This window comes from Clostridium sp. MD294 (assembly GCF_000364165.2).
Classification (GTDB): domain Bacteria; phylum Bacillota; class Clostridia; order Lachnospirales; family Anaerotignaceae; genus Coprocola.
Genome location: NZ_CP097810.1, coordinates 1,228,579 through 1,254,984, shown reverse-complemented (window position 1 = coordinate 1,254,984; position 26,406 = coordinate 1,228,579). Strand labels below are relative to the sequence as shown.

At 28.4% G+C, this 26,406-nt stretch carries 28 protein-coding genes; 19 read left to right on the top strand and 9 right to left on the bottom strand.

The genetic code is table 11. From position 1 onward, the window contains the following. The first annotated feature begins 85 nt into the window (after positions 1 to 85). The 6 genes from C820_RS06180 (at position 86) to C820_RS14655 (ending at position 10,320) form a co-directional block, all read left to right on the top strand. Entirely contained in the window at positions 86 to 358 is a 273-nt protein-coding gene (locus C820_RS06180; protein ID WP_004039096.1) for a hypothetical protein, read from the top strand. Between the two features lie 944 nt (positions 359 to 1,302). Beyond that, complete coding sequence (locus C820_RS06175; protein WP_083863562.1) at positions 1,303 to 1,659, top strand: TnpV protein; 357 nt, start codon at positions 1,303 to 1,305, stop codon at positions 1,657 to 1,659. Continuing rightward, positions 1,587 to 7,985 (top strand): helicase-like domain-containing protein, encoded by a 6,399-nt coding sequence (locus C820_RS14575; protein ID WP_353477519.1) that lies wholly within the window; start codon positions 1,587 to 1,589, stop codon positions 7,983 to 7,985. Before C820_RS06175 ends, C820_RS14575 begins: the two co-directional genes overlap by 73 nt. Further along, entirely contained in the window at positions 7,985 to 8,308 is a 324-nt protein-coding gene (locus tag C820_RS06165; RefSeq protein ID WP_004037174.1) for a plasmid mobilization protein, read from the top strand. The genes C820_RS14575 and C820_RS06165 overlap by 1 nt, the downstream gene beginning before the upstream one ends. A 15-nt stretch (positions 8,309 to 8,323) precedes the next feature. Next, positions 8,324 to 9,706 (top strand): relaxase/mobilization nuclease domain-containing protein, encoded by a 1,383-nt coding sequence (locus C820_RS06160; RefSeq protein WP_004037175.1) that lies wholly within the window; start codon positions 8,324 to 8,326, stop codon positions 9,704 to 9,706. A 500-nt stretch (positions 9,707 to 10,206) separates the two neighbouring features. Next, a complete protein-coding gene (locus C820_RS14655; protein ID WP_502799866.1) occupies positions 10,207 to 10,320 on the top strand; it encodes a putative holin-like toxin in 114 nt (37 codons plus the stop codon). A gap of 150 nt (positions 10,321 to 10,470) precedes the next feature. Here the strand turns inward: C820_RS14655 and C820_RS06155 are convergent, their stop codons facing one another. Together C820_RS06155 and C820_RS06150 are read right to left on the bottom strand one after the other, a co-directional pair. Beyond that, positions 10,471 to 10,845 (bottom strand): helix-turn-helix domain-containing protein, encoded by a 375-nt coding sequence (locus C820_RS06155; protein WP_004037180.1) that lies wholly within the window; start codon positions 10,843 to 10,845, stop codon positions 10,471 to 10,473. Position 10,846: 1 nt separating this feature from the next. After that, the gene (locus C820_RS06150; protein WP_004037186.1) at positions 10,847 to 11,188 is read right to left on the bottom strand and encodes a helix-turn-helix domain-containing protein; all 342 of its coding nucleotides are present in this window, start codon (positions 11,186 to 11,188) and stop codon (positions 10,847 to 10,849) included. A gap of 235 nt (positions 11,189 to 11,423) precedes the next feature. Here C820_RS06150 and C820_RS06145 point away from each other — a divergent pair, with 235 nt between their 5' ends. Then, positions 11,424 to 11,783 carry a hypothetical protein gene (locus tag C820_RS06145; protein WP_004037188.1) on the top strand — a complete coding sequence of 120 codons (360 nt, stop codon included), beginning with the start codon at positions 11,424 to 11,426 and terminating at the stop codon, positions 11,781 to 11,783. Between the two features lie 110 nt (positions 11,784 to 11,893). Here the strand turns inward: C820_RS06145 and C820_RS06140 are convergent, their stop codons facing one another. Next, a complete protein-coding gene (locus tag C820_RS06140; RefSeq protein WP_004037190.1) occupies positions 11,894 to 12,235 on the bottom strand; it encodes a helix-turn-helix domain-containing protein in 342 nt (113 codons plus the stop codon). 2 nt (positions 12,236 to 12,237) lie between these two features. Continuing rightward, positions 12,238 to 12,570, bottom strand: coding sequence for a helix-turn-helix domain-containing protein (locus C820_RS06135; protein ID WP_004037193.1), 333 nt, complete (start codon positions 12,568 to 12,570; stop codon positions 12,238 to 12,240). Between the two features lie 309 nt (positions 12,571 to 12,879). On the opposite strand from C820_RS06135, the gene C820_RS06130 reads away from it, so the two are divergent. The 11 genes from C820_RS06130 to C820_RS06080 all read left to right on the top strand — a co-directional run bounded on the left by C820_RS06130 (position 12,880) and on the right by C820_RS06080 (position 22,816). After that, the gene (locus tag C820_RS06130; RefSeq protein WP_004037195.1) at positions 12,880 to 13,386 is read left to right on the top strand and encodes a helix-turn-helix domain-containing protein; all 507 of its coding nucleotides are present in this window, start codon (positions 12,880 to 12,882) and stop codon (positions 13,384 to 13,386) included. After that, a complete protein-coding gene (locus tag C820_RS06125) occupies positions 13,386 to 14,108 on the top strand; it encodes a LytR/AlgR family response regulator transcription factor (RefSeq protein WP_004037197.1) in 723 nt (240 codons plus the stop codon). Before C820_RS06130 ends, C820_RS06125 begins: the two co-directional genes overlap by 1 nt. Beyond that, positions 14,087 to 15,334: a GHKL domain-containing protein gene (locus C820_RS06120; RefSeq protein WP_004037199.1), complete on the top strand. Its 1,248-nt coding sequence runs from the start codon at positions 14,087 to 14,089 to the stop codon at positions 15,332 to 15,334. Before C820_RS06125 ends, C820_RS06120 begins: the two co-directional genes overlap by 22 nt. Continuing rightward, positions 15,315 to 15,914 carry an accessory gene regulator ArgB-like protein gene (locus C820_RS06115; RefSeq protein WP_004037200.1) on the top strand — a complete coding sequence of 200 codons (600 nt, stop codon included), beginning with the start codon at positions 15,315 to 15,317 and terminating at the stop codon, positions 15,912 to 15,914. Before C820_RS06120 ends, C820_RS06115 begins: the two co-directional genes overlap by 20 nt. Then, complete coding sequence (locus C820_RS06110; RefSeq protein ID WP_004037201.1) at positions 15,899 to 16,129, top strand: hypothetical protein; 231 nt, start codon at positions 15,899 to 15,901, stop codon at positions 16,127 to 16,129. The genes C820_RS06115 and C820_RS06110 overlap by 16 nt, the downstream gene beginning before the upstream one ends. Positions 16,130 to 16,157: 28 nt before the next feature. Next, positions 16,158 to 16,373, top strand: coding sequence for a sporulation initiation factor Spo0A C-terminal domain-containing protein (locus tag C820_RS06105; RefSeq protein WP_004037202.1), 216 nt, complete (start codon positions 16,158 to 16,160; stop codon positions 16,371 to 16,373). 414 nt (positions 16,374 to 16,787) lie between these two features. Beyond that, entirely contained in the window at positions 16,788 to 17,177 is a 390-nt protein-coding gene (locus C820_RS06100) for a sigma-70 RNA polymerase sigma factor region 4 domain-containing protein (RefSeq protein ID WP_004037203.1), read from the top strand. 552 nt (positions 17,178 to 17,729) lie between these two features. Further along, the gene (locus tag C820_RS06095) at positions 17,730 to 17,945 is read left to right on the top strand and encodes a DUF6870 family protein (protein ID WP_004037204.1); all 216 of its coding nucleotides are present in this window, start codon (positions 17,730 to 17,732) and stop codon (positions 17,943 to 17,945) included. Positions 17,946 to 18,080: 135 nt separating this feature from the next. After that, complete coding sequence (locus C820_RS06090; protein ID WP_004037205.1) at positions 18,081 to 19,682, top strand: recombinase family protein; 1,602 nt, start codon at positions 18,081 to 18,083, stop codon at positions 19,680 to 19,682. A 1-nt stretch (position 19,683) separates the two neighbouring features. After that, positions 19,684 to 21,315 (top strand): recombinase family protein, encoded by a 1,632-nt coding sequence (locus tag C820_RS06085; protein WP_004037206.1) that lies wholly within the window; start codon positions 19,684 to 19,686, stop codon positions 21,313 to 21,315. After that, positions 21,308 to 22,816 (top strand): recombinase family protein, encoded by a 1,509-nt coding sequence (locus C820_RS06080; RefSeq protein WP_004037208.1) that lies wholly within the window; start codon positions 21,308 to 21,310, stop codon positions 22,814 to 22,816. Before C820_RS06085 ends, C820_RS06080 begins: the two co-directional genes overlap by 8 nt. Here the strand turns inward: C820_RS06080 and C820_RS06075 are convergent. Together C820_RS06075 and C820_RS14650 are read right to left on the bottom strand one after the other, a co-directional pair. Continuing rightward, complete coding sequence (locus tag C820_RS06075; RefSeq protein WP_004037212.1) at positions 22,802 to 23,584, bottom strand: tyrosine-type recombinase/integrase; 783 nt, start codon at positions 23,582 to 23,584, stop codon at positions 22,802 to 22,804. The genes C820_RS06080 and C820_RS06075 overlap by 15 nt on opposite strands. Before the next feature lie 17 nt (positions 23,585 to 23,601). After that, a complete protein-coding gene (locus tag C820_RS14650) occupies positions 23,602 to 23,742 on the bottom strand; it encodes an Arm DNA-binding domain-containing protein (protein ID WP_004037214.1) in 141 nt (46 codons plus the stop codon). Between the two features lie 176 nt (positions 23,743 to 23,918). Between C820_RS14650 and C820_RS06070 the strand changes: the two genes are divergently transcribed. Further along, positions 23,919 to 24,530: a helix-turn-helix domain-containing protein gene (locus tag C820_RS06070; protein WP_004037217.1), complete on the top strand. Its 612-nt coding sequence runs from the start codon at positions 23,919 to 23,921 to the stop codon at positions 24,528 to 24,530. A gap of 392 nt (positions 24,531 to 24,922) precedes the next feature. Here C820_RS06070 and C820_RS06065 read toward each other — a convergent pair whose 3' ends face one another. From C820_RS06065 to C820_RS06055, 3 genes are all read right to left on the bottom strand, one after another. Further along, entirely contained in the window at positions 24,923 to 25,285 is a 363-nt protein-coding gene (locus C820_RS06065; RefSeq protein WP_004037218.1) for a type II toxin-antitoxin system HicB family antitoxin, read from the bottom strand. Next, complete coding sequence (locus C820_RS06060; RefSeq protein WP_004037219.1) at positions 25,269 to 25,526, bottom strand: type II toxin-antitoxin system HicA family toxin; 258 nt, start codon at positions 25,524 to 25,526, stop codon at positions 25,269 to 25,271. The genes C820_RS06065 and C820_RS06060 overlap by 17 nt, the downstream gene beginning before the upstream one ends. A gap of 77 nt (positions 25,527 to 25,603) precedes the next feature. Beyond that, complete coding sequence (locus C820_RS06055; RefSeq protein ID WP_004037221.1) at positions 25,604 to 26,383, bottom strand: DUF4393 domain-containing protein; 780 nt, start codon at positions 26,381 to 26,383, stop codon at positions 25,604 to 25,606. Positions 26,384 to 26,406: the final 23 nt, after the last annotated feature.

The window sequence follows — 26,406 nt, the reverse complement described above, 5'->3', positions numbered from 1 at the left end:
TAATTAAAAAATAGTGATAGAGCATATAGAAAATCAATCTATATGTTCTATTTTTTTGTAAAAATAAAGAAAGGTAGGTATGCTTATGGCAAAATTAAGCCTTTTGGAGCAAGAAACGATATTTATTATGAATGAAAAAGAAAAAAATGCAACAATATTTACTTATAATAGAGCTTATCAAAAAAAATTGGAGGAACTTTGTAAAAATTATCCGAACAAAGTAATATATGAAAAAGAAAACAATGATGGTGCTGTTACCTACACACTTCCTAAAAAGTGGCTGAAAATTACTCCACCAAGACAACCATCGGAAAAAAGAAAACAAATATTAGAAAAAATGAGAGAAAGAAAAAATTAAAACAGTAAGCGAATGAATTCACTATATTTATTTATTGAAGTAATTCATTCGCTTTTTTTATTGTATGTAGATTTAAGAAAGGAGCATAACTATGTGGGAAAAATTCAACAAAACCAAAAAAATGATAGAGCTGTCGCAAGAAACAAGTGACACTGTAACAAGTAATATTGAAAATTGGAAAAGCTATTTAAACACAGCAAGTCAATTTTATAAATACTCTTTTGACGACCAGATTATGATACACGCTCAAAGACCAGACTGCACTGCTTGTGCTACCATACCGATATGGAACAAAAAAATGTTAAGATGGGTAAAATCTGGTTCAAAAGGCATTGCACTCATTCGAGAAAAAAATCAAAAACCTTATTTAACTTACGTTTTTGCATTAGAAGATACGATAACCACTAAAATCAGTAAAACACCTTATTTATGGAAAATGGAGCAAAGACATCATGAAAATGTACTTGCTATGTTGGAACAATATGAAGGCAATACAGAACAAAAAGACATAGCAAAAAGGCTTATGGAAATAGCAGTTTCTATGGTAGACACTCATGATAACCAATATTTTAAAAATATGCTACCAAATTTAGAAGATACCTATTTAGGAGAATTAGGCGAACAGCAGGCACAAAATATTTTTAGAGAGGTTTGTATAGCAAGTGTGCAATATATATTGTTGCATAGATGTGGCATTGATACAAGCAAATATATTTCTGATAAAGATTTGCAAAATATTATGATGTTTACCACACCTGAAATGTTGCACCATTTGGGAACGGCTGTGAATGAAATTTCAAATGATGTATTAAGAAATATAGAAAAAACAATCAAAACAGTCGAAAAATCTATTGCAATATCTCAAAAAAAAGAATATAATCAATATAAAGAACAATTTAACACTTTAAAGCGTGAAACTGAAATAAAAGAAGGGAGTTTTGAAAATGGCAGAACTGAATTATATCAAAGTGGGAGATTACCTCATACCAGATTTGGAGATGGACAACGAGGAGGACGACAGGGAGCTGGGCAAATACGGCTTGATGAGGGGAGAATATCTCAAAAAGACAAACAGGGGCAAATACAACTCCATGCTTCTAATGGACAAACTTTGGAATTACCTTCTGGAAGTAGACGAAACAGCACAACAGTACGAGGACAATCTGATAGAAGAAATGATGAAAACAGAGGGCGTAACAGAGAAATTGAAAGCCGAAAATCAAATGGAATGGGTACAGAAAATGAACAACATTCGTCAGAGAGCAGAGGAAATCGTCAGACAGGAAATGATATACATTTAGAGCAAACGAATAAAATTAAAAAACTTCCCCAATTTGTACATAGTTATACCAAAGAATTTGTATTAGGCTGTTTAGAACAGAGTGTGTTTTTAAAAAAGGATTGGCAAGAAATTGTAGATTATTTTCAATATCATATAGACGAAAGCGAAAGAGCGGAATTTTTAAAAACAGCATACAAAAATGAAACATTACAAACAGACATCAATGGTGTACAGATTGGTTTTGAATATCATCAAAATGGGCTATTCTATTGGAGTGAAAACAAAAACAATAAAATTTCTCAATCTCTTTTGCCATGGGATTTTATACAAAGAGCAGTTGCACTACTATTAAAAATACAGAAAAAAGTTCATAATATTCCTACTATAAAACAACAAACGGAAAATATAGAAAAAGCAGAACAACAACAAAGTTCTGCTTTTTTTGTTGCAGAAAAAAATGTAGAACAACTTTCACTTGATTTACAGCAATCACAAGAACATAAAATACCTCATGAAGAAACAGAACAATCACAAACATTGTATATACAACCGCAGGAAGAAAAAAACGAGCCTTTACAACAATCTAATACAGAAGAAAACAATAAAAATAATGATATTTTACAACCACAACAATCACAAGAGTATAAAATATCCACTGAAGAAAATGAACAATCGCAAGCATTATATATACAGCAGCAGAAAGAAGAAAACGAGCCTTTACAACAGTCTAATACAGAAGAAAACAATAAAAATAATGATATTTTAGAGCCACAACAATCACAACAATCACAAGAGTATAACATATCCACTGAAGAAACAGAGCAATCGCAAGAGTATAACATATCCATTGAAGAAACAGAGCAATCACAAACGTTGTATATACAACCTCTACAGCAAAAGTCGGAGGAGTTATTGCGATATGATGACTTAAAGCAAAAATATACTGATTATTTCATTGGTGTGGATATAGAAGGATTTTATCAATTTTATGGAAAAGATGCTGAAAGTATTGCTGAACAGCTAGGCAGAGAAACCATTCAAAATATGGAAGAAAGTATTGCTTTAAAAACACCTTTATCATTAGATGAAATAAAAATAATATTACAAAAACAAAAAATACTTTTGACAGATAAAAAAGAATATATTCCTTTGATAAATGAAATTGAAATTGATAATCAATTATTCAAATTGGATAGCATTGATTTTAAAAGCGGAACAATTAGTTTGCTTGATACACAAGTAAAAGGCTGGTTTCCTCTATTCAGAAATGAGAAAATTTCTTTTGTTAGGGAGCACATAGAAAAACAACAAAAAGAAATTGAAATAAAACAAATTCAAAAAATGGCAGAAAAACAAACTGTTAATAGTACAGAAACACAACAAAAACAAAAAACAGAAAAGATAAATTTTCATATTACTGATGATTTTAGCATTTCAGGAGGTAAAAAAACAAAATATCAGCAAAATGTAGCAGCAATTCGTTTATTGAAAGAATTAGAAACAGAAAATAAACTTGCAAATACAGAACAGCAACAAATTCTCTCTAAGTATGTTGGCTGGGGAGGACTTGTTGAAGCATTTGACAGTCAAAATGGAAAATGGGCAAAAGAATATGCAGAATTAAAAGAGTTACTTTCACCAGAAGAATATAAACTAGCAAAAGCAAGTACATTAAATGCCCATTATACCAATACTGTTGTAATAAAAGCAATGTATCAAGCCATTGAAAATATGGATTTACCATTCAAAAATGTGTTAGAGCCTTCTTGTGGTATTGGTAACTTTTTTGGGCTTGCTCCTCAAAGTTTGAAAGATGTTTCTATGTATGGTGTAGAGTTGGACAGTATAACAGGCAGAATTGCAAAACAACTTTATCAAAAGGCAAATATTACAATAAATGGTTTTGAAAAAACAAATTTTGAAGATAACTTTTTTGATATAGCAATAGGTAATGTACCTTTTGGCAGTTATAAAGTCATGGATAAAAAGTATGATAAACACAACTTTTTGATACATGACTATTTTTTTGCCAAAACATTAGATAAGGTAAAAACAGGTGGTATTATTGCATTTATCACAAGTAAAGGAACATTAGACAAAGAAAATGATAGTGTACGAAAGTATTTATCAGAAAGAGCAGATTTGTTAGGGGCAATTAGATTGCCTAACAATGCTTTTTTTGAAAATGCAGGTACAGAAGTGACAACAGACATATTATTTTTGCAAAAAAGAGAAACACCGCTAGAAAAACAACCAAGTTGGGTACAGATAGGAACATTGGAAAATGGTATTACAGTAAACAATTATTTTGTAGAAAATCCACATATGATATTGGGGCAAATGGTTTATTGGAATAATATGTATGGCAATGAAAAAGAAACTGCTTGTATTCCTATTGATGGTGCAATATTAGAACAACAATTAAAACAAGCAATGACACATATTTCTTTGCCTAACAAAACATTATTTCAAACAGTTGAAATAGAAGAATTAGAAGAAGAAATTGAAACATTACCTGCTGATGAAAGTGTTAGAAATTTTAGTTATACAATCGTGGAAGGAAAAGAAGATATTTTTTTCAGAGAAAATCACTTGATGTATGCTGTTCCATTAAAAGATACTGAAAAAGAAAGAGTAAAAGGGCTTTTAGAAATCAGAGATAGTACAAGAAAATTGATTGACTTGCAATTAAATGGAGAAAATGAGCAAGAAATTCAATCAGAACAACAGCATTTAAACCATATTTACGATATTTTTTATAAAAAATATGGTGTTATCAATGGCAAGGTAAATAAAAAATTATTTCAAAAAGACTCCTCTTATCCCCTACTCTGTTCTTTGGAAATCATTGACGAATATGGAAAACTGGAAAGAAAAGCAGATATGTTTACCAAAAGAACTATACAAAAATATGAGCCAATTACTCATGTAGATACTGCCATAGACGCACTTGCAGTATCTATATCAGAAAAGGCTTGTATAGATATTGGTTTCATGGCGAGTTTGATGGGTGGAAGTGAAAAAATAGAACAAGTAATAAACGATTTAAAGGGAATTATATTTAAAACACCTCAAAGTGGTACAATATCAGAAAATAAATATGTTGGCTGGCAAACAGCAGATGAATATTTGTCTGGCAATGTCAGAAGGAAATTAAAGCAGGCACAAAAAATGGCTGAATTATATCCCGAATTTGAAAGCAATGTGACAGCATTGGAAAAAGTACAACCAAAAGATTTAGAAGTGTCAGAAATTGAAGTGCGTATTGCTACATCATGGATAGAGCCAGAATATTATAAACAGTTCTTATTTGAATTGCTTGAAACACCCATGTACAAAACGTTTGATATTGATGTAATGTATTCCAGTGTTACAAATACGTGGAATATCAAAGGAAAAAGCGTAGATTCTAACAATACTCATGCTACTGTAACATATGGTACAACTAGAATAAGTGCCTATACCATATTTGAAAAAACACTCAATCAACAAGACATTAAAATATATGACACAATAAGAGAGAATGATGGAGAGAAAAAAGTATTAAATACCAAAGAAACTACCATTGCCCAACAAAAACAGGAAGCAATGGAGCAGGCATTTCAAGAATGGATATGGAATGACCCTGAAAGACGAAGAACACTTTGCGAAAAATATAATAGAATATTCAATTCTACTGTACCACGAGAATATGATGGCAGTCATATTACTTTTGTAGGAATGAACCCTGAAATTACATTGCAGCCACACCAAAAAAATGGTGTGGCTCGTGTACTTTATGGACAAAATACACTACTCGCCTACTGTGTAGGAGCAGGGAAAACGTACACGATGGCAGCGGCAGCAATGGAAAGCAAAAGATTGGGGCTTTGTCAAAAAAGTATGTTTGTTGTACCTAATCATTTAACAGAACAATGGGGCAGAGAATTTTTACAACTCTATACAGGTGCAAATATATTAGTTGCAACAAAAAAAGATTTTGAACCGCTCAACAGAAAAAAGTTTTGTTCTCGTATTGCTACCGGAGAATATGACGCTGTTATTATAGGACATACACAGTTTGAAAAAATTCCTCTATCAAAACAAAGGCAAAAGCAAAATATACAACAGCAATTAGACGATATAGAAAACGGTATAAAAGAATTAACAGCTGAAAGAGCAGAACGCTTTCAAATAAAACAGTTAGAAAAAACCAAAAAAAATTTAGAAGCAAAATTAGAAAAATTAAATGATGATACTAAAAAAGATGATGTGATTACATTTGAAGAATTGGGCATTGACAGGTTATTTGTTGATGAAAGTCATAACTATAAGAACCTTTTTTTATATACAAAAATGAGAAATGTAGCAGGAATTTCTCAAACAGAGGCACAAAAATCAAGTGATATGTATGCGAAATGTCACTATTTAGATGAAATAACAGAAGGCAAAGGCATTACATTTGCAACAGGAACGCCTATATCGAATTCCATAACGGAATTATACACTATGATGAAATATTTGCAATATGATATGTTAGAACAGAATAACATGACATTTTTTGATTGCTGGGCAGCAGACTTTGGAGAAAAAGTAACTGCACTGGAAATTGCTCCAGAAGGAACAGGATTTCGTTTCAAAACCCGTTTTGCAAGATTTTATAACCTTCCTGAATTGATGAATTTGTGGAAAGAAGCGACAGACATACAAACAGCGGATATGCTAAAACTTCCTGTTCCAGAAGTGGAATATATTACAGTGCAGACAGAGCCAAGTCAAATACAAAAAGATATGGTAAAAAAGTTGGGAGAAAGGGCAGACAAAGTTAGAAAGCGACAAGTAGATGTCAAAATAGATAATTTACTTTCTATAACAAATGATGGTAGAAAATTAGCACTTGACCAAAGACTCATGAACACCCTTTTACCTGATGACCCCAACAGTAAAGTAAATGCTTGTGTCAAAAATGTATTTGAAGTATGGCAGAAAAGTAATGAAGTAAAAGGAACACAAATCGTGTTTTGTGACCAGTCCACGCCTCACTATGATGGTAATTTTAATGTATATGATGATATGAAAAAGAAATTGATAGCAAAAGGCATACCAGAAAAAGAGATTGCTTTTATTCATGATGCGAAAACAGAAATACAAAAAGAAGAACTCTTTTCAAAAGTAAGAAAGGGAAAAGTACGTGTGTTATTTGGTAGCACTTCTAAATTAGGTGTAGGTACAAATATACAAAAAAAGTTGATTGCTTCGCACGATTTAGATTGTCCGTGGCGACCCGCTGACCTGGAGCAACGCATGGGTAGAATTTCTAGAAAAGGAAATGAAAACCAAAAAGTAAATATATTTCGATATGTAACAAAAGATACATTTGATTCGTACAACTGGACACTAATTGAAAACAAACAGCGTTTTATAGGACAGGTTATGACTTCTAAAAATCCTGCTCGTTCCGCAGAAGATATTGACAGTACCACTCTTTCGTATGCAGAAATTAAATCTCTTACAACTGGTGATAAACGAATCAAAGAGAAAATGGACTTAGATGTACAGGTCAATAAGCTAAAACTTTTAAAAGCAAACCATACTTCACAACTATATTATTTACAAGATAAAATTGCAATACATTATCCTGAAATGATAAAAAATACTGAACAAACAATAGAACGATTAGAACAAGCTACTACAATATTGCAACAATATCCCAGACAGGAAAATGATTTTTCTATGACATTGCAACAAAGAAATTTTATAGAAAAAAAAGAAGCTGGAGAAAAAATTCTTTCTCTTTGTAAAACAATTACAACTACAGAGCAATCACTTTCTATAGGGAATTACAAAGGTTTTGACATGAAATTAAGTTTTCAGGGAAAGCATTTTGAAATCACTCTGGAACAAGCAAACAACTACAGAATAGAGTTAGGCGAAGACGCTCTTGGAAATATTACAAGGATAAACAATGCTATAGATAATATTCCTCGTTTGTTAGAAAAGCAAAAAGAAAAGCTACAACAAATACATTCCGAAGTGGAAAAAACAAAAATAGAAATAGAAAAGCCTTTTTTACAGGAGGAAGAATTAAAACAAAAAAGTAAAAGATTAGCAGAGTTAAATGCAGAATTGGATATGGAACAGCCAAGAAATTCTACATCACAAAGTCAACAAAATGCAGAAAAAGCAGAAAGCAAAGCAGAAGAAAAACAAGAAAATCAGAAAAATTTTGACACAATAGCAGAACCAAAACAGCAAAATGAAATACAGTCAGAAGTAAAAAAGCCATCTATATTAACTGCACTAAACAGTTTTAAACCAAAAGAAAATACAACAGAAATCAAAAAACAAAAAGAGGTGATGTTATAATGCAAAAAAGAACTATAGGACTTTATACTAAAGTTTCTGAACAAGAAAAAAATATCATTCATGAAAAAATGAAATCAGCTAACACAAACAATATGAGAGGATATTTAAGAAAAATGGCAACAGAAGGCTATATCATTTCTGTAGATATGAATAGCATACAAGAACTTGTCATTTTGCTTCGTTCCATATCCAACAATATCAATCAGATTGCAAAAAGAACAAATGAAACAGGCAATTTTTATGCAGAAGAAATGAAAGAATTACAACAACACTATCAAAAAATTTGGTGTTCTGTAGAACAAATATTAAATCAATTTTCATAAAAAAGAGGTGAACATATGGCAGTAGTTCACTTTAGCAACAGACATATTTCTAAAAATCAAACATTGAAAGAATGTATTCAATTTCATATTGATTATGCTAAAAATCCAGAAAAAACACAAAATGGATTGCTTGTGAGTGCTTACGAGTGCAACCCAGAAACAGCAACAGAAGAATTTTTAATCAGCAAAAAAATGTATGAAATGATAACAAAAAGAAGTCAGCCAAAAGATAAAGACAATATCAGTTATATGCTTATGCAGTCATTTAAACCAGAAGAAATTACACCACAAAAAGCACATGAAATTGGTTATCAATTTGCCTATGAATTTACAAAAGGAGAACATCAATTTGTGATTTCTACACACACAAATAAAAATCATATTCATAATCATATAGAAATTAATAGCACTTCATTGGATTGTACACATAAGTTTAATGCTTATAAGCGATGGGGAATATCAGCACAAAAATTAAGTGATAAAATTTGTAAGAAACATTGTCTATCTACTATAAAAGAACCGCAACAAAAAGGCAAACAATATGCAGAATGGAAAGCAAAAAAAGAAAATAAAAGTTGGAAACAAACATTAAAAAGTACCATAGATGAAATGATTCCACAAAGCAAAAATTTTGAAGATTTTATTGAAAATATAAGGAAACAAGGTTATGAAGTGAAACAAGGAAAACAAATTTCATTCAGAGCAGTCGGACAAAATCGCTTTACAAGAATGAAAACTTTGGGTGCAGAATATACTGAAACTGCCATTGCAGAAAAAATAAAATTACAGCAGTCAAAAGAAAAAACTGAAAAAACAAATAAAAAAAGTATCACTTCCTTTATTGATATAGAGCAAAAAAAGAAAGATGGAAAAGGTGCAGCTTATGAACAATGGGCAAAAATATTTAATGTAAAACAAGCAGCAAATACCGTAAATTTTTTAACAGAAAATAATGTAGATTATCAAAAATTAGAGCAACAAGTACAGAATAGCACAAAGCAATTTAATGAAATATCTAATCAATTAAAACAAAAAGAAAAGCAAATAAAAGAGGTTTTGGAGTTAAAGACAAATATCATTTATTACGCTAGAACCATTGATATTTATAAGCAATATCAGAAAACAAAAGACAAACAAAATTTCAAAAAAGAGCATAACGAGGACATCATAAAGCACGAAAAAGCAAAAGCATTTTTTGAAAAAACCAATCAAAAAAAGCTGCCAAAAGCAAAGGAATTACAGCAACAATATCAAAATTTATTAGCAGAAAAACAACAGCTTTATCAACAATATACAACAGCAAAAAAGGAAATGCTGGAGTATCAAACAGCAAAGCAAAACATGGATAAACTGCTCCAAACCAAACAAAAAAGCTCAGAAAAAGACCAAGAAATATAAAAAGAGGGAAAACAATTTGATGTTGTTTTCCCTCTTTTTTTATTTGCGTTTTTTGTTCTTAGCCACGCCGAAGGCGTTCTACAAATTTTAAAAAAATTTGTACTAGGGGTTTGGGGCATTCCCCAACAAGCGTGGAAAGGGATATCCCTTTCCCCTGCTTGCAATCGGTGCAGAACTATATTTGTATGCAGATTTTTAGTGATACCAATTATTACTAGTTTATTTTATTGTCTTGAAAAATAGATAAAAAAATTTTAATTATCTTTTTAAAAAATAGATTCTGATTATTTCAAAAAAATGATATATTTATATTATTTTTTAAAAATAAAATTTGTGAATAACAACATAATATGAAAAATAAAAAATGAAAAAAATGTTGAAAGAAAGAAGTGAAAATGATATAGTATTAACATGGCGAAAGCCATAGAAAAGTACCCATGACAGGGTGGCTGCCTCCTACTTCTTTGTTTTACAATTACATAGGAGAGGGGGTGACGTGTATGACTGCTTTTGAAATTATTTCAACGTTTATAGGTATATTAACTTTGTTATTTACCTTTGGCGGTTTTGTCATTGCGTTTCTTGCCTTTCTCGACAAGAGAAATAAGCATTAAAAATGCCTATCCTGTCTGCAAACAGGATAGGCGGTGTCCGTAAGGACAGTTATTCTATCTAGAGGCATCCACTTTTGGAGTGGGTGCTTTTCTTTTTTTATTGTAGCATATATTTTTTTAAAAAGCAATTAAAAATTTTTTCTATATTTCTTATTGAGGTGGTTCTTGTTCTTGAGAATTAAATTGTGGAGAATCATAAATTTTTTGTATTAATTTTCTTGTCATCTTTAAATCTTCAAATTTCATTACACTTAAATTACTTTTAAGTGTAGTATGAAATAAATCATCTGCTTCTGAGTTTTGCAGAGCAATTAAAACATCTTTAAATAAATAGTCGAATGAAATATTAAAAACTTCTAATATTTTATAAACCTTATCCATACTTATAAATTTTCGACCTTTTTCTATTGTTGCAACATTACTTTGTTTCATACCAATTTTCAAACCTAAATCTTCTTGTGTCCAACCCTTGCTTTCTCTTAAAAGTCGTATTTTATTTCCAATTAATTTTTTATCTATTTCCATTTTAATACCTACCTTCATTAATAATATCAATAATATCCAGTAAAAAATTTTTTTGATATTCAGTTAAATTAAGAGAGTCAACATAGGAAAGTATTTTTTGTATTTCTATATTTTTAGAAATAGTTTCATTTTTCAAATCTCTGCTTAGATATTCTTCTAATGTTAAATGAAAACCATTTAATATATTAATTACAGTTGAAACAGAAGGTTTTGAAATACCTCTTTCAATTTCACTTAAATATTTGTATGCAATTCCAATTTTTTCAGCAAACATTTCTTGAGAATAACCTAATTCTTGTCTATAGAATTTAATATTTTTTGAAAAATTTGCATAATCAAACATAAAAAACACCTCATCAAAAAAATTTTCAAAAATTCCCTTGTAAGAATTTTAATTTAGGTTTATAATGGTTAAAACTTGTTTTTGTATATATAAATTCAAGTTAAAATATATATTAAATTTAGATTTGCCTTTTTGAGAGAAATTAATACAAAATAAATTATGTAAAAAAGTTTTAAAAATATTAAATAAGAAATTGAACATTTTTTAAAATATATTACAAAATAAGGAGAATAAAGTGTTTAAAGAAAAGACAAAAGAGAAGATTAAAGAGAAGATTGAAGATAGAAAAAAAAAGGCACGAATCAGAAAAAGAGCTGAAGAACTATGGGAATGGGTTTTCTCTCCAGAATTTGATGAAGATGTGAAAACTGCTTCCGAAGAATTTACTCAAGATGAATTGAAAAAAATAGAAGAACGCAAATATTTGACAAAAGACGAAGTATCCGATAATTATAAAACAGTATTATGGGAAGAATTTAAAAAGTATTATTTGCCAATAGCAGAAGATTATAAAAAGAAAATTTCTAAAGAACAACAAAAGAAATTAAAGAAATTTCAAAAACAAATTAAAAAACTACAGAAAAGAAAATACTAGAAAAAATTTTTGAAATAATATTCATTAAAAAATATAAAAAAATAAAAAATACTTATACTTATTTTTATGGTTTTACAAATAAGTACAAGTATTTTATATTAAAAAATTTCTTATTTAACAATAATAGAAATGAGCTTATCATATAATTCTAATTGTCCTGGCGTTAAAGATGGTAGTTCATTTAAAATAGCATTTGCTATAGGAAATTTACTACCTGGATATTCTATATTTGTATCAGCTAACACATCAAGAGGAACTTCCAACACTTTAGCAATATTACAAATGTTTTTCATACTAATAGAACTATTTTCAGACCCACTACCACACTCTATTTCACTTAAATAGCTAACAGACATTCCTACAGCCTCTGCTAGTTGTTTTTGTGTCAAATGTTTTTGTTGGCGATAAAATGCAATTTGTCTTCCTACTACAACTTTGTTATAATCAATCATAATTATTGCACATCCTTATTTTTTATTAAAACTAATATTTCATAACATATATTTGCTAAATATAAATTGTCTATTTTTTTAATATTTGATGTGATATTTAACAGACTAATATCTTCATTATAGTCTTTTGTATTTGAAAGTAATTCACTTAAATTAACATGAAGTGCATTAGCAATATAAATCACAGATTTAAAATTAGGAATTGCTTTTCCTTTTTCAATTCTACAATAATACTCATACTGAATATTTGCTTGAATAGACATTTGCAATCTATTATATCCTTTTAATTTTCTTATAGTTTTCACTTTTTTACAAAATAATTCATAGTCAAACATTGTAAATTTCTCCTTTGTCATAAATATTACTTTTATGCTTAAAAAAAGTGTGATTTATGGCTGTATAAAAACGAACTATTTCCGTAAAAAATACTATATTATACATTACATAGAAAAGATATTTGAATAAATCTATTAGTTAATATGCTTATATATAATTATTTTTACACTAACTATAAAAATATTTTAATAATTTGCTTATAACCATATTTAATTGATATATAACAGTTGACAAATGAATTTTATCCAATATAATAATATATATATTGTGACAAAATAATTGATTTTTATAAATGGAGGTAGCTTTTATTGAAGTTTAAAACAAGATTGAAGGAACTAAGAAAAGAGAGAAAAATCACACAAGCAAAATTGGCTTCTAAGCTAAATTATGGATATACTGCCATCGCAAATTATGAAAGTGGAAAAAATCAGCCTAATATAAGTGATTTAATGAAATTAGCAAACTTTTTACAAGTATCAGTTGATTATTTAATCGGAAATTCTAATGTACGATATAAAGCAGAAAAAAACATATGGAAAGAAGCAATCAAAGAAAATCTAAAACAATATGATATTTTTTTAGATTATTCTGATATGATATTTTTGGAAATGCTATATTATAAAACAAATGAATTTATGATTTGTAAAAAGCTAACAGTAGACAGTATAACAGCAGACAATATGGATGAAGTTCTTAAAAAAATATTAGAAAATTGTCTACAGTCTTTTTCTACTTCACTTTTTCTTTTGATAAACAATAAGCCATATTATGAAATCAGTAAAAAAATTATAGCAAAGGAACTTAGCATAATGTAATGAATATCGTTATATTTGAGGATAATCACAAAATGCAAATGCTTTGTAAAAGGCTAATTGATGAATTTAACAAAATTTATGCTACGGATTTTTTTATAAAATTGGTATCAGATGACCCATTTTTAATAAAAAATTTTATATTGCAAAAAAGCAGTTCCGCTATTTTTCTGTTAGACATTTTAATTGATAATGAAACAGAGGGTATTTCATTAGCAAAGACAATTCATGAAAAAAACCCAAGAGATAAAATCATATTTATGACAATGTATACTGAATATATAAAGTACAACACAGAATTGAAACTTATCGCATATAACGTTATTTATAAATCTAAAAAACATTTTAAAACAGAATTGTTTCAAACATTACAATCTATTATGATGGATTTTTCTAAAAATTCTTTTTATTGCTACAATCATATGTTAGGGCATAATCGCATTTTATATCAAGACATTTACTTTTTTGAAAGATTAAAGAATAGTAAAAAGATATGTTTAGAGTATAGTAATGGCATGATTACATTTATGGGTAGTTTAGTTAAAGTGATGAAAACATTAGATGATAGATTTTTACGTTGTCATGCAAGTTATATTGTAAACAAGCATAAAATCAAACGAATTGATATTCAAACAAAACAGATATTTTTAGAAAATAACAGAGTTTGCTACTATTCCTACTTACACAAAAAGGAGTTAGAACAATGGATAAAACCACAGCAATAAATTGTTTCGTGCAAGCGGTTGTTCTAAGTATATTTTTTTCTCATTATGACATTAAAAAAAGAGCTGTTTTTATTTCCTGTTTTGGCATAGACCTATTTCTTAATTTCTTTTTCTATCATTATGCCTTTTTATCATTATACTGCATGATACCTATTATGGTTTTATTGATGTATCAAAAAAGAAAGGAACTTCAAAAAAGTATTTTATCTGTATTATTTATTTTCAATTTATTTGTTATAGATATATTATTTTTTGGTAGCATATTATTTTTGTGCTTTCATAAAGTAACAGAATATTATCATTCTATTGCTTATAATACATACTACATATGTGTACTATTACTATCAAGTGTATTCCTGATAAAACATCAAAATGGTCGTATTTTACAGACAGAATTAAAAAGTAGAAAAGGAATTATTATAATCAATATTTTTCTAATGTGTTTTTTCATTTTTACTACATTGTTATTGCCTATATTACTATATGATATAAAACAAGAAAACTATGCTGTTATTTGCATTTTCTTTGTTATTTGTATTGTTGGCTTATATATTGCAGTATGTTATATTAAAAAACTAGAAACGATATGCTATGACTATGAACTAAAAAATCAATTTTATAAAATAGAAAAAAATCGTTTTGATGAAATTATAAGATTAAAACATTATTTTGTTAGACTGTTAAAATATTGTAATAAATATTTAGAAACAAATGATATAGAAAGTTTTAAATCAGCATTAGAAAAAAATATACTTCCTGTTCAAAAATCTCTTTCAGAACAAAAAACAAAAGAAATGATTCGTTTTGTTAGCAACCCCTTATTAAAAGATTTACTTTTGCAATGTGCTTCTGATGCAGAACAATATCACATTGATTTTAAATTAGAGTTAGACCAACCTATATTAAATATAGGTATGAATGAGATAGATTTATTTAAAATATTAAATATTTATATAGAAAATGCTTTAGAAGAAACCGCAAATCAAAAAAATGGATTGATTCATATACTCATTACAAAAATGCAGGACAAATTGATTTTTAAAATTAGTAATTCGCTTCATTCAAATCATGTAAAGATACAAAAACAATCTTTTGGGAAAGGATTACACATTGCTAAAGAAATCGTAGGGAAATATCCCAATGTAAATATTGCAACAAATATAATTGATGAAGTGTATATTCAAATGGTAGAAATTGGAGGTGTTTATGATAAAAATAATCATTGATAAAATATCTAATTTTTTTATAGAAGGATTAGAAAATAAAACACCTCAGCAATGTATTGCAGTGAAAAATGGTGTAGAAATATTGCTTTTGAATTTACCTAAAACAGTTTTATTATTTTTAATTGCTTATTGGATGAATATGTTATTTCCAGTTATTGTTTGTATGTGTGCTTATGGTGCACTAAGAATGTATTCTTTTGGTATTCACCTTTCTCATGATATAAGTTGTGCAGCATGGGGTTTTCTAATTTATATAGGAGGTACTTATTTCGCATTACATATCAATATATATCATGTTGTAAGAATAGCCACATATATAATATGTTTTTTGTTGTTATTGAAATATGCACCAGCAGGTATGAAGCCAAGACCAATTGGAGCAAAACAATATATTCCATTAAAAGCAATGACTATATTGATATTGATGATATTAATTGCTGTTTCTACTGTATTACAAATATTTCATAAAACAGTATATGCTAATATTATTTTAATTGCAATCATATCTCAAACAATCAATATATTACCATTTACTTATAAAATTTTTGAAAAGGAGTGGTTAGAATGTTTAAAAGATTAAAAGAAAAAATGCAGCAAAAAAACATTATGCTGCACATAAAAACCGCAGTACAAATATATGGCGTTATGTTCTTAATATATTTGTCTACTAATTTAGCTATAACAAGAAGTGTTCGCCCTTTTTGGCATAGGGATTGTGATGAAATATCAGATATTGCACTGGAAAAAATTAAATCAAATAATGGGACTTTTTTATTTCGATTTTTAAACAAATGATAAAAATAAAAGGAGATATGATATAAATATGTCAAAAAGAAAATTTGATATTGTTTGTAAAGAACTAGCATTAGAGTACAACACTTCTGATAGAAAAGTAAAACAAGAAATGAAAATAGCTATTGAAACCGCTTTTAAAAATCCTACAACAGAACAAAAAGCGTTTCAAGATACTATTCCAAGAAAAGGAGAAATGCCAACTTATGAAGAAGTTATAGATTTTATCATTCAAAATATAAAATAATTTAAGTAAAGTAAAAAATAATATTATGAAAAAATTAAGTAGAATAGTATAAATTACTATTCTATTTTTTTGTATTTTATTGTCACAAATTATAAAAAAATTATATTCTTTCACAATATATGGTATATTATATAAAATAAATCGAAATTATTAAAAATAATTGTTTTTTTATATTAAAAATAAATTGTTTTTTATAATATTAACGCAATTTTATGGATTATAAAATATATATTATATCAAAATGTGTCAAATAAAAAGAATAAACTATATTTACTTTAATAAAAACAGAAGTAAAAACAAAAGACAAGTAAATTTTATGCTTTACCTGTCTTTTTTTTTATTAAAAAAACACTGTCGTTCTCCACCTATACAAATTTGAGTTCAGAAAAAATTCAAAATTTGGAGGGTACGAGAATGAAAATTGAAATCAAAGATGGTAATGGAAAAATAATTACTGTTGAAGTATCAGAAGAAGTGTATGCAGTTTTGCAGGAAGAAAGCAAAGAACAAGAACACCAAAGATACGAAAGAAGAAAACATATTGATGATAGAGAATTGAGTGATTACATAGTACATCAGAAAAGAGTAGCTGAAAATTTGGAGGACTACTGCGTCAATAGAGAACGATTAAAAGAAATCCAAAAAATTGTAAGCACTTGCACACAAACACAACAAAGAAGATTTTACTTAAACCGCATTTGTGGTTACAGCTATACGGAAATTGCAAAAATGGAAAAGTGCGGAGTTAGCCGTGTTATCAATTCCGTTGTAAGTGTTGAAAAAAAGTTAAAAAAATTTTTTTAAAATGGGGGTAAAAAAAGGCAAGAAGTTACCTATATAGTAAGAGGGTTTCAAGTGATACCTTTTTACTGTACCTTGAAAAACAATAGAGAACTATTCATATCAGTATACAAATGATTTCTAGTATGAATGCAAACTTGCCATGATAATACAATAAAAAGGAAAGGATAAAAAGTATTGGAGCGATTTCATAAATTTTAGAAAGTCACTGTTATGTACCTTACATCGTAAATGAGGGATACTGCGAATATCGTGTGCAGACTTGTCAACTGTGTTATATACGTATCGGTGGTATTTGTGACAGCTTTTAGAAGCAATTTGTATATTCCGTACTGGGGAGTGGGCAAGCAATATAATCCTGTTATATTAGAATACAGTACAAAAGAAAAAATTTTTAAAATACATTAAAGCATATTTCTGTCAGACTGTAGTGTTGCAGTCTGACAGAAATTTTAATAGAAAGGATAGGACATTTTTTAATTTAAGTGGGCATTTTTTAAGTGTTTTATCTTTTCTATTAAAAAAATATAAAAATAATGGAGGAGCGATTTAATTATGAAAAGTAAGCAAAAAATAATTGACAGAGATAAATTAGTAGATATTAGAGATGTTGTTATCAACAAAAATTTACCTAAAGAGGAAAGAATAAAAGATTATGTACGACAAATTAAAAATCCTTATTGTTTTAAATGTGGGAAATATGTTGTCATATCTAAATTTTCAGAGAATGGCTTATCATTGGAGGATTGTTTGAAAGGAATATTATTGTAATCAATTTTGTAGTAGACTTCTTTTAAAAAGTGTGATATACTAGCATTGGAAAAAGGTATAAACTGAATAAAGAGAAATGGTATCACTCTTGAATTTACGGGAGAAGTCTGTAAATTTTTAAGGAGTGATTTTTTTATGTCAAAATATAAAGCAATCAGCTATACAAGACTTTCCTACACCAATGAAAAAGACAACGAAAGCAACAGCATTTCTAATCAAAAGGCTCTCATTAGAGATTTTGTAAAAAGACATTCGGATATTGAAATTGTTTCTGAGAAAGTGGACGATGGTTATACAGGTGTTTTGTTCGACAGACCAGCATTTCAGGAAATGATGGAGGACATCAGAGCGGAAAAAGTAAATTGCATTATTGTAAAAGATTTATCAAGATTTGGCAGAGATTACATACAAACAGGAAAATATTTGCGACAAATATTACCCTCACTTGGTGTCAGATTTATTGCCATCAATGACAATATTGATACTTTAAAAGAAAACTGTACTGGTTTAGATGTTTCATTAAAAACGATTATCAATGACGCTTACAGTCAAGATATTTCTAAAAAAATCAGAAGTGTTTTGGAGCAAAAAAGAAAAGAAGGGCTGTATGTAGCTTCTTTTACGCCTTATGGCTATCAAAAGTCAAAAGAAAATAAAAATCAACTTGTAGTTGATGAACAAACAGCACCAATTATCAAAGATATTTTTAAAATGAAATTAGATGGCATGAGTGCAGCAAAAATCGCCGATATTCTCAATGAAAAAGGTGTCCTTTCTCCTGTGATGTATAAAAAACAAAACGGATATGCTTATGCAAAAGGCGGATATGCTGCAACAGAAAATGCAAAATGGTCGGCAAAAGCGGTATTAAGAATATTAAAAAATGAAATTTATACAGGAACAATGGTACAAGGCAAAAAAACAACATACAATTACAAATTAAAAAACATTATTCAAAAGCCAAAAGAAGAATGGATTTATGTAAAAAATACCCACGAAGCAATCATTTCAAAACAGGAGTTTGATTTAGTACAAAGTATTCTTCTTTTGGATACCAAAACAGCACCTCATAAAGAAAGCGTATATTTGTTTTCAGGTTTACTGATTTGTGCCGATTGTGGAAATCGCATGACAAGAAAAAGTGTTACTTACAAAGATAAAAAATATTTTTATTATTATTGTCCAACGGGTAAAAAAGGCTGCACTTCTTCTCATATGATAAAAGAGGACAACTTGATTGCTTGTGTTTTAGAAAGTGTCAAAAAGCATATCAGTAGTGTGATTTCATTGGAGAAATTACTCAACAACATAGAAAAAGAAAGAATGAACCAAAAAATTGCACAAAAATATGGAAATGAAATTGTACAAAAAGAGCAAGTAGCAGAAGAATTAAAAACGTTTCAGTCTTCCTTATATGAAAACTACATTAAGGGAATTTTACCAAAACAAGATTACAGAATGTTAAAGGAGGAATATACAACAAAGTTAGAAACAGTAAAAAAAGAAATTTCTGCTTTAAATGAAAAATTAGAAAAGGAGCTGTGGCACAACCGAAAAGAATGGATAGAACATTTTAAGAAATTTTCAAATATTACAGAATTAGATAGAAATGCAGTGATTCAGCTCATACAATCTGTAAAAATTTTTGAAAAAAAACAAATTGAAATTACGTTCCGTTATCAATCGGAATATGAAGAAACAATAAAAATGTTCCATTCTCAAAAGGAGGTTATTTGACATGGCTAGAAAAAGCAGAAAAAATGATACTTTAAATAAAATTACTGTTTCAAAATCAAATTTTACAATTAATACTGCTTTTTATATTCGATTGTCTGTTGAGGATAACAAAAATAGAGGAAATTCCATTGAACATCAACAAATGCTGCTAAGAAATTTTGTAGCAGTCAATCCAGAATTTCAAGTAGTAAAGACATATATTGACAACGGAAAAACAGGTACAAACTTTGAACGTCCTGCATTTCAAGAAATGCTACAAAATATAGAAGCAGGTAAAATAAAATGTGTCATTGTAAAAGACCTTTCCCGTTTGGGAAGAAATTATATTGATACAGGCTATTACATACAAAGTTATTTTCCAGCTTATCATGTACGTTTTATCGCATTAAATGAAAATTTTGATACAGAAAAAGAAGACAGTGGTAATATATTACTTCCAGTGCTGAATATGATAAATGAGTCTTATGCACTAGATACCAGCAAAAAAATAAGAGAACAAGCTGCAAGAGATATGAGAGCAGGCAAATTTATAGGAGATAAAGCACCTTATGGTTATAAAAAATCTCCTAATGATTGTCACAAACTAATTGTTGATGAAGAAGCAGCAAATGTTGTAAAACAAATTTTTCAGTGGGTATTGGAAGGAATTTCTTATGATAAGATAGCTATTTTATTAAATGAAGCAAATATTTTAACACCTGGTTTTTATGGTAAAGAGAAAGGGTTGATTTCAAGCAAAAAGTTAATTGGGCAAGGTTACTGGAATACATTTACGATTGCTAAAATTATAAAAAGTGAAATTTATACAGGCGATATGGTACAGGGAAAATCAACTAAAATTGGAAATAAACAAGTAAGAACAGATAAAAAAGATTGGATTGTTGTAAAAAATACGCATGAAGCAATTATATCAAAAGAAACTTTTGAAAAAGCACAGCAATGTCGTGCTGAAATAGCGAAAAAAAGTAAATTTCAAAATAAAGTTCCTTATGAAGAAAATATTTTAAAAGGAAAGGTTTTTTGTCAATGCTGCGAAAGAAACTTACATTATTATAGAAATTCCAAAAAAGAATATCTTTTTCGTTGTATTACAAATTATCGTATTAAAAAAGGTAGTTGTGAGGGTGTTTTCATAAAACAAAAAGATTTGTTTGAAAAAATCATTTTTCTATTTCATAAAAAAAGAAATTGGTTTTTAGAACAAGAACATTCCTTACAACAGCAAATACAATTTATGCAGAAAAAAATAAATTTATGGAAACAACAACAAGCTGAATTAGAAATGCAAATGAATGAAAAAAGATTGTATTTACAAACATTATATGAAAGTCTTGTTGATGGAGTAATCACACAATCAGAATATAAGGAGATGAGAGAAAATTATCAAAGTGAAATTGAAAATTTGTTGTCTGAAACCACTTGTTTAGAAGAAATACAACAATATAACAACCAAAAAATAGAAAATATTTTGAAATTAAAAGAAGTCTTTCAATCAGAACAAATTTCAGAAATCACAAAACAGTTTGCCGATAAATTCATTAAAAGAGTGGAAGTTTCTCCAAATGGTGCTGTAGATGTCATATTTTATTTTGATGAATTATTAAATGAAATAGAGGTGAATAACATTGAGTGATTATACAATTGCCCTTTATATTCGCCTTTCTGTAAATGACAAAAGGGTAGAAAGTAACAGCATTGAACATCAAAGGCTGTTACTGACAAAATATGCAGAAAATATGGAAATACAAAACAGCGAAATATTGGAGTTTGTAGATAATGGTTATAGTGGTACAAATTTTGAACGTCCTGCAATGCAAGAACTTTTGGAACTTGTTAGAGCATATCAAATAAATTGTATTATCGTAAAAGATTTCTCAAGATTTGGCAGAAATCTCATTCAAACAGGTTATTTTTTAGAACAAGTTTTTCCTTTGTATCATGTTCGATTTATTTCCATCAACGAAAATTACGACAGTGATAAAACAAAAAATAGCACCGGAGGCATACCAGTTACTATACAATTTTTAAAAAATGAATATTACAGCAGAGATTTATCACAAAAATCAAAAAGTGCAAAATATTCTAAAATGCAGAAAGGAGAATATATTCAAAAAAACTGCTGTTATGGCTATAAAAAAGAAGATAATACATTGAAAATTGATGAACCAGCAGCAAATACCGTAAAATTGATATTTCAATTAGCATTACAAGGTTATAACTATACACAAATCATAAAAGAATTATATAACAGAAAAATAGTAACACCTGAAAGATACAAAAAGGAAAAAAGAAGGCAGAAAATAGCATTGTATAGTCATTATATTTGGTCTGCAACAACAATAAAAAACATACTTTCAAATGAACAATATATTGGAACATATGTCATGAGAAAAACTGTTATAAAAGAATTAGGCGAAAAAAGCACTAAAAGAGAAGAAAAAGATTGGATAAAAATTCCGAATCATCATGAAGCAATTATCGAAAAAGAAGTTTTTAAACAAATACAAAAACAGTTATTTCATTTTAAAATAAAAGATACAAAACAAAGAGAATATTTTCTAAAAGGAAAGATATATTGTGGGTATTGTTCTCATGCTATGCAAAGAAGCAGACATAAATATCCTATTCTTTTTTGTAGACATTCTGAAGTAGATACTTCTTTTCCTTGTTATCATCTAAAAATAGAAGAAAAAGAAGTAGAAGAAATTGTGTTTCAAATGATTTTAAAACAAATTGAAATTATAAAAGATACAAAGCAAATAAATAATATTGATATACAAACAACTCAAAAATTAGAACTGCAAAAACAAATAAGTCTGCATCACAAAAAAAAGAAAATTCTTTATGAACAATATATAGAAGGAAAACTAACAGAAGAACAGTTTATAAATACAAACTTTGAATTTACAAAAGAAATAGAACCAATGCAAAACAAATTGAAAGAAATAGATTTTCAATTGCAACATTCTCAAAATAGAAATACTTTGAAAAATCAAATAGAAGAAATAACAAAAAATGTACCATTTCTTTTAACCAAAGAGCTAGTGGACTTCTTCATTGATACAATATATGTTTTTCAAGATAATCGTATAGAAGTGAAATGGAAAATAGAAGATTTCTTACAAAAAAAATAGTAAAATTTTTGCCTTGCTATTGACTTTTTGTTGCCTTAAACTATGCAATCTAATTCTTTTCACGCCTGCTTTTACACAATGTCTTTTTAATTTATGTTGTATTGCTTCTGCTACAATAGGGAACATCCTTTCATTTTCTGGAAGTTTATAAAATTTATCTGCATAACTTTTTATTTCTTCTGCCAAAAATGCTGGAATATCTATTGTTCTGATGGACTGTTCTGTTTTTGGTGTTGTAATAACATCTTTTCTATTGATTCTGTAATAAGTCTTTCTAATATTTATTTGATTGCTTTTAAAATCAATATCTTGTAATGTTAAAGCAAGTAGTTCTCCTATTCTGCAACCTGTCCAGAACAAAATTTCAAATATAACATAATATCTGCTGTCTTTTTCGATTGTAGCAATAAATTTGTCATATTCTTCTTTTGTCCAAAAATCCAATCTATCTGCATCAGACTTTCCCATTTTCTTTACTTTTTTGCAAGGATTGCTTACTAAATTGTAAATATTACACGCATGGGTAAATAATGCTGTCATCTGATTTTGAATCATTCTCAAATAAGTTTGAGAATATCCTTTTTCTCTCATCGTATTTTGCCATTGTATCAAATCTGCTGGAGTAATACTATTCATTGCCTTATTTCCGAAGTATGGAACAATATGTGCTTTTATCATGTACTTTTTATTTCTGATGCTTCTTTCTTTTAGCTCACTCTTTTTATCTTCAAAATAAATATCTATAAAATCAGATACTTTCATATTCATATCAGTATGAGCTTTATTTAAAAATCTCCTTTCCCATTCCTGCCCCTCTTTTTTTGTGGCAAATCCTCTTTTTTTTTATGCTTTTTTTCTCCCGTCCAATCAGTGTAATAAAACTGTACTGTCCAAGTATGTGTTTTGTTATCTTTCGTTATCGACATTCACATCTCTCCTTTTACAATTATTATTTTTATAACAATTATTTATTTGTTATATCAATATAATAGCAAACAAAATTGTCTTTGTCAATGATTATACTAATATTTTCTATATTATTATTTATATTGTCAATAATTATTTAAAATGTTATACTATATTATAGTAAAGGAGGGCTATTATGGACATTGCAATCATGGGACAACGTATTAAATTATTACGTAGTGGTTTAAAACTCAATCAAACTACATTCGCTGAATCCATTGGTATCACACAGTCGACATTATCCAGTTATGAGAATGGAAATGTTGCACCTTCAACCGATGTGCTATTAACAATAGCAACAAAATATCACATTTCTTTAGATTGGCTTTTTGGTTTGTCTACAGAAAAAAGTAACATCTCTACAATGGGAGATGTTGCTACAATATTATTCCAATTAGATGAAATCAAAGAATTACGCTTTGAATTAGAAATCAATGACCATTTACCAAATGATATGGAAGATGATAAAAATCGTTGGTATACTGCTATTAAATTTTATGGTAATGATAAAGAACATACAGGAAATGCTGATATGTGTGAACTTCTTAGTTCATTTGAAGAAAATCGTAATGGCTTTGAATCTTATTTTACAAGTAAGGAAATGTATGATATATGGAAAAGAGAAAAAATAGATACTTATTCTCAAATTTCTCTTAATAAAAAAGTGTATCCAAAGTTAGATTCTATGACTAGAACAAAATTGAGAAATGAATATTTAGAAAAACAATTTAAAAATAATAAAAAATAGAGCCAAATTAGAGCCACACACCATTTTTCGTGATAATCATTTTACATCTTATTTTCTGTCTTTATTGCAATATTTAAAAATCACAAAAAAATAAAAACCCTGAAAGCCTAAACTTTCAAGGGTTTTTCCGTTTTTACACAAATTATCTATTGACTACTCAATTACTTCTGTAACAGAACCAGCACCTACTGTTCTACCACCTTCACGATATCCGAATAACGTTTTTTATGATATTTTCAATGTTTTCTATTATCAAAAACATTGAAAAATCGTTATTTTAGCATAGCATATTTTCATTTGCAATATTTTTTGGCACCGTTTTGGCACCACTAAAATCAACTCTCCTTTTTATTGTTAATCTCCCTTATTACTTAAAAATCAAATACAATCATTTATTTCATATGCATAGCATCATTGCGAGAAAGCAAATATACACAATATTGATTCATGCTAATTCCCTCTTTTTTAGAATGTTCTGCAAGGGATTTATGCAGGCTGCGAGGAATACGCAGTTTAAATTGTCCTGAGTATTCCTTTAAATTATCTGGTTGTTGTATTTCAATGCCTTGTTCTAATGCTGCCTCTAGCCATGCTTTTTTTGCATCCATTGCATTTGCTATAGCAGATTCTATTGTTTCACCACAAGTAATACAGCCTGGAAGTTCTGGAAAAGAAACTACAAAACCACCTTCTTGTTTATCTTCTACTATCTCCATACGATAAGATATTTGCATATAATCATCTAGTGTTTTCATGATTTCTCTCCTCACTTTCTACAACTTGTTTTACCATTTCTACATAAACTTTTTTAATTGGTTCATGTTTTGGTATAGTAATCGGCTGACAACCTGCTTTTCTAAATGTGTAATGACTGCTGCCACCTTTTGGAGCATTCATTTGATATCCATAACTTTCTAACACTTTACACAATTCTTCAAAGCGAAAATCTTTTGATAACGAATAAATTCGTTTTAAAAGTTTATCCCATTTTGACATCTCAAACACTCCTTGTTTCTATTATATATGGTATTTTATTTGGTGTCAACATATTTTTATATCAATTCAAATAATTTTTATCCCAAACAAACAGCACAAAATTTTTCTCCAAATTCACTTAAACCATACATTCCCTTTTTTTCAATAAGAATATCTTCTTCATCAAATAAAAAATGTGGAAAAGCTTTATGTTCTTTTAATTTTATATAAAATTCTTCATTTATAAGAAATCTATCATAAAATACTTCAACCAATCCAAGTCTATGTAAATTATCTAAATATACTGGAAATTTTTTAGGATATTGACAACCAGTAATATAGCATATATCACTGAAATAGGGCATAAGGTCTACCCCTCCATCATTTATTTTCTGTCTAATTTTTAACATAGGTACATACTGTCTTGGAATAGAGGAAATTTCATGTAGATATTTTATCATTTTACATTCATCAGAAGACAGTTGCTTAATAATTTCAACAAAAGCAGGATGTTCATCCACAACGTCACTATTCATTGAGGCACCAAGTAAATTCGTAAACATTTCTCTTAATTCTTCTTTATGAGAAGTATATCTCATAGCTTCAATTAAAGGAACTGCAATTGCTGGATCTGGTGATTTTATTTTTTCTTTTGCAATTTTTCTTTCCTCAAAATATTGTGGAAGGGCAACACTTAAATATCCTGCAATTTTATCATGTGCCCAAACCATTGCAAAAATTGGTGATAGTGCAACTCTGGTTGCTCCTTGCAATGCTTGTCCTACTGTACTTAATGCTGGATGAGCTAAATCATCATAAATATCTTCAATTGGTAATTGTTTTGCAATTTCTGCAACAAAAATTTCCTTTTCGTCCATATACATTTTTCTCCTTTTCTTTG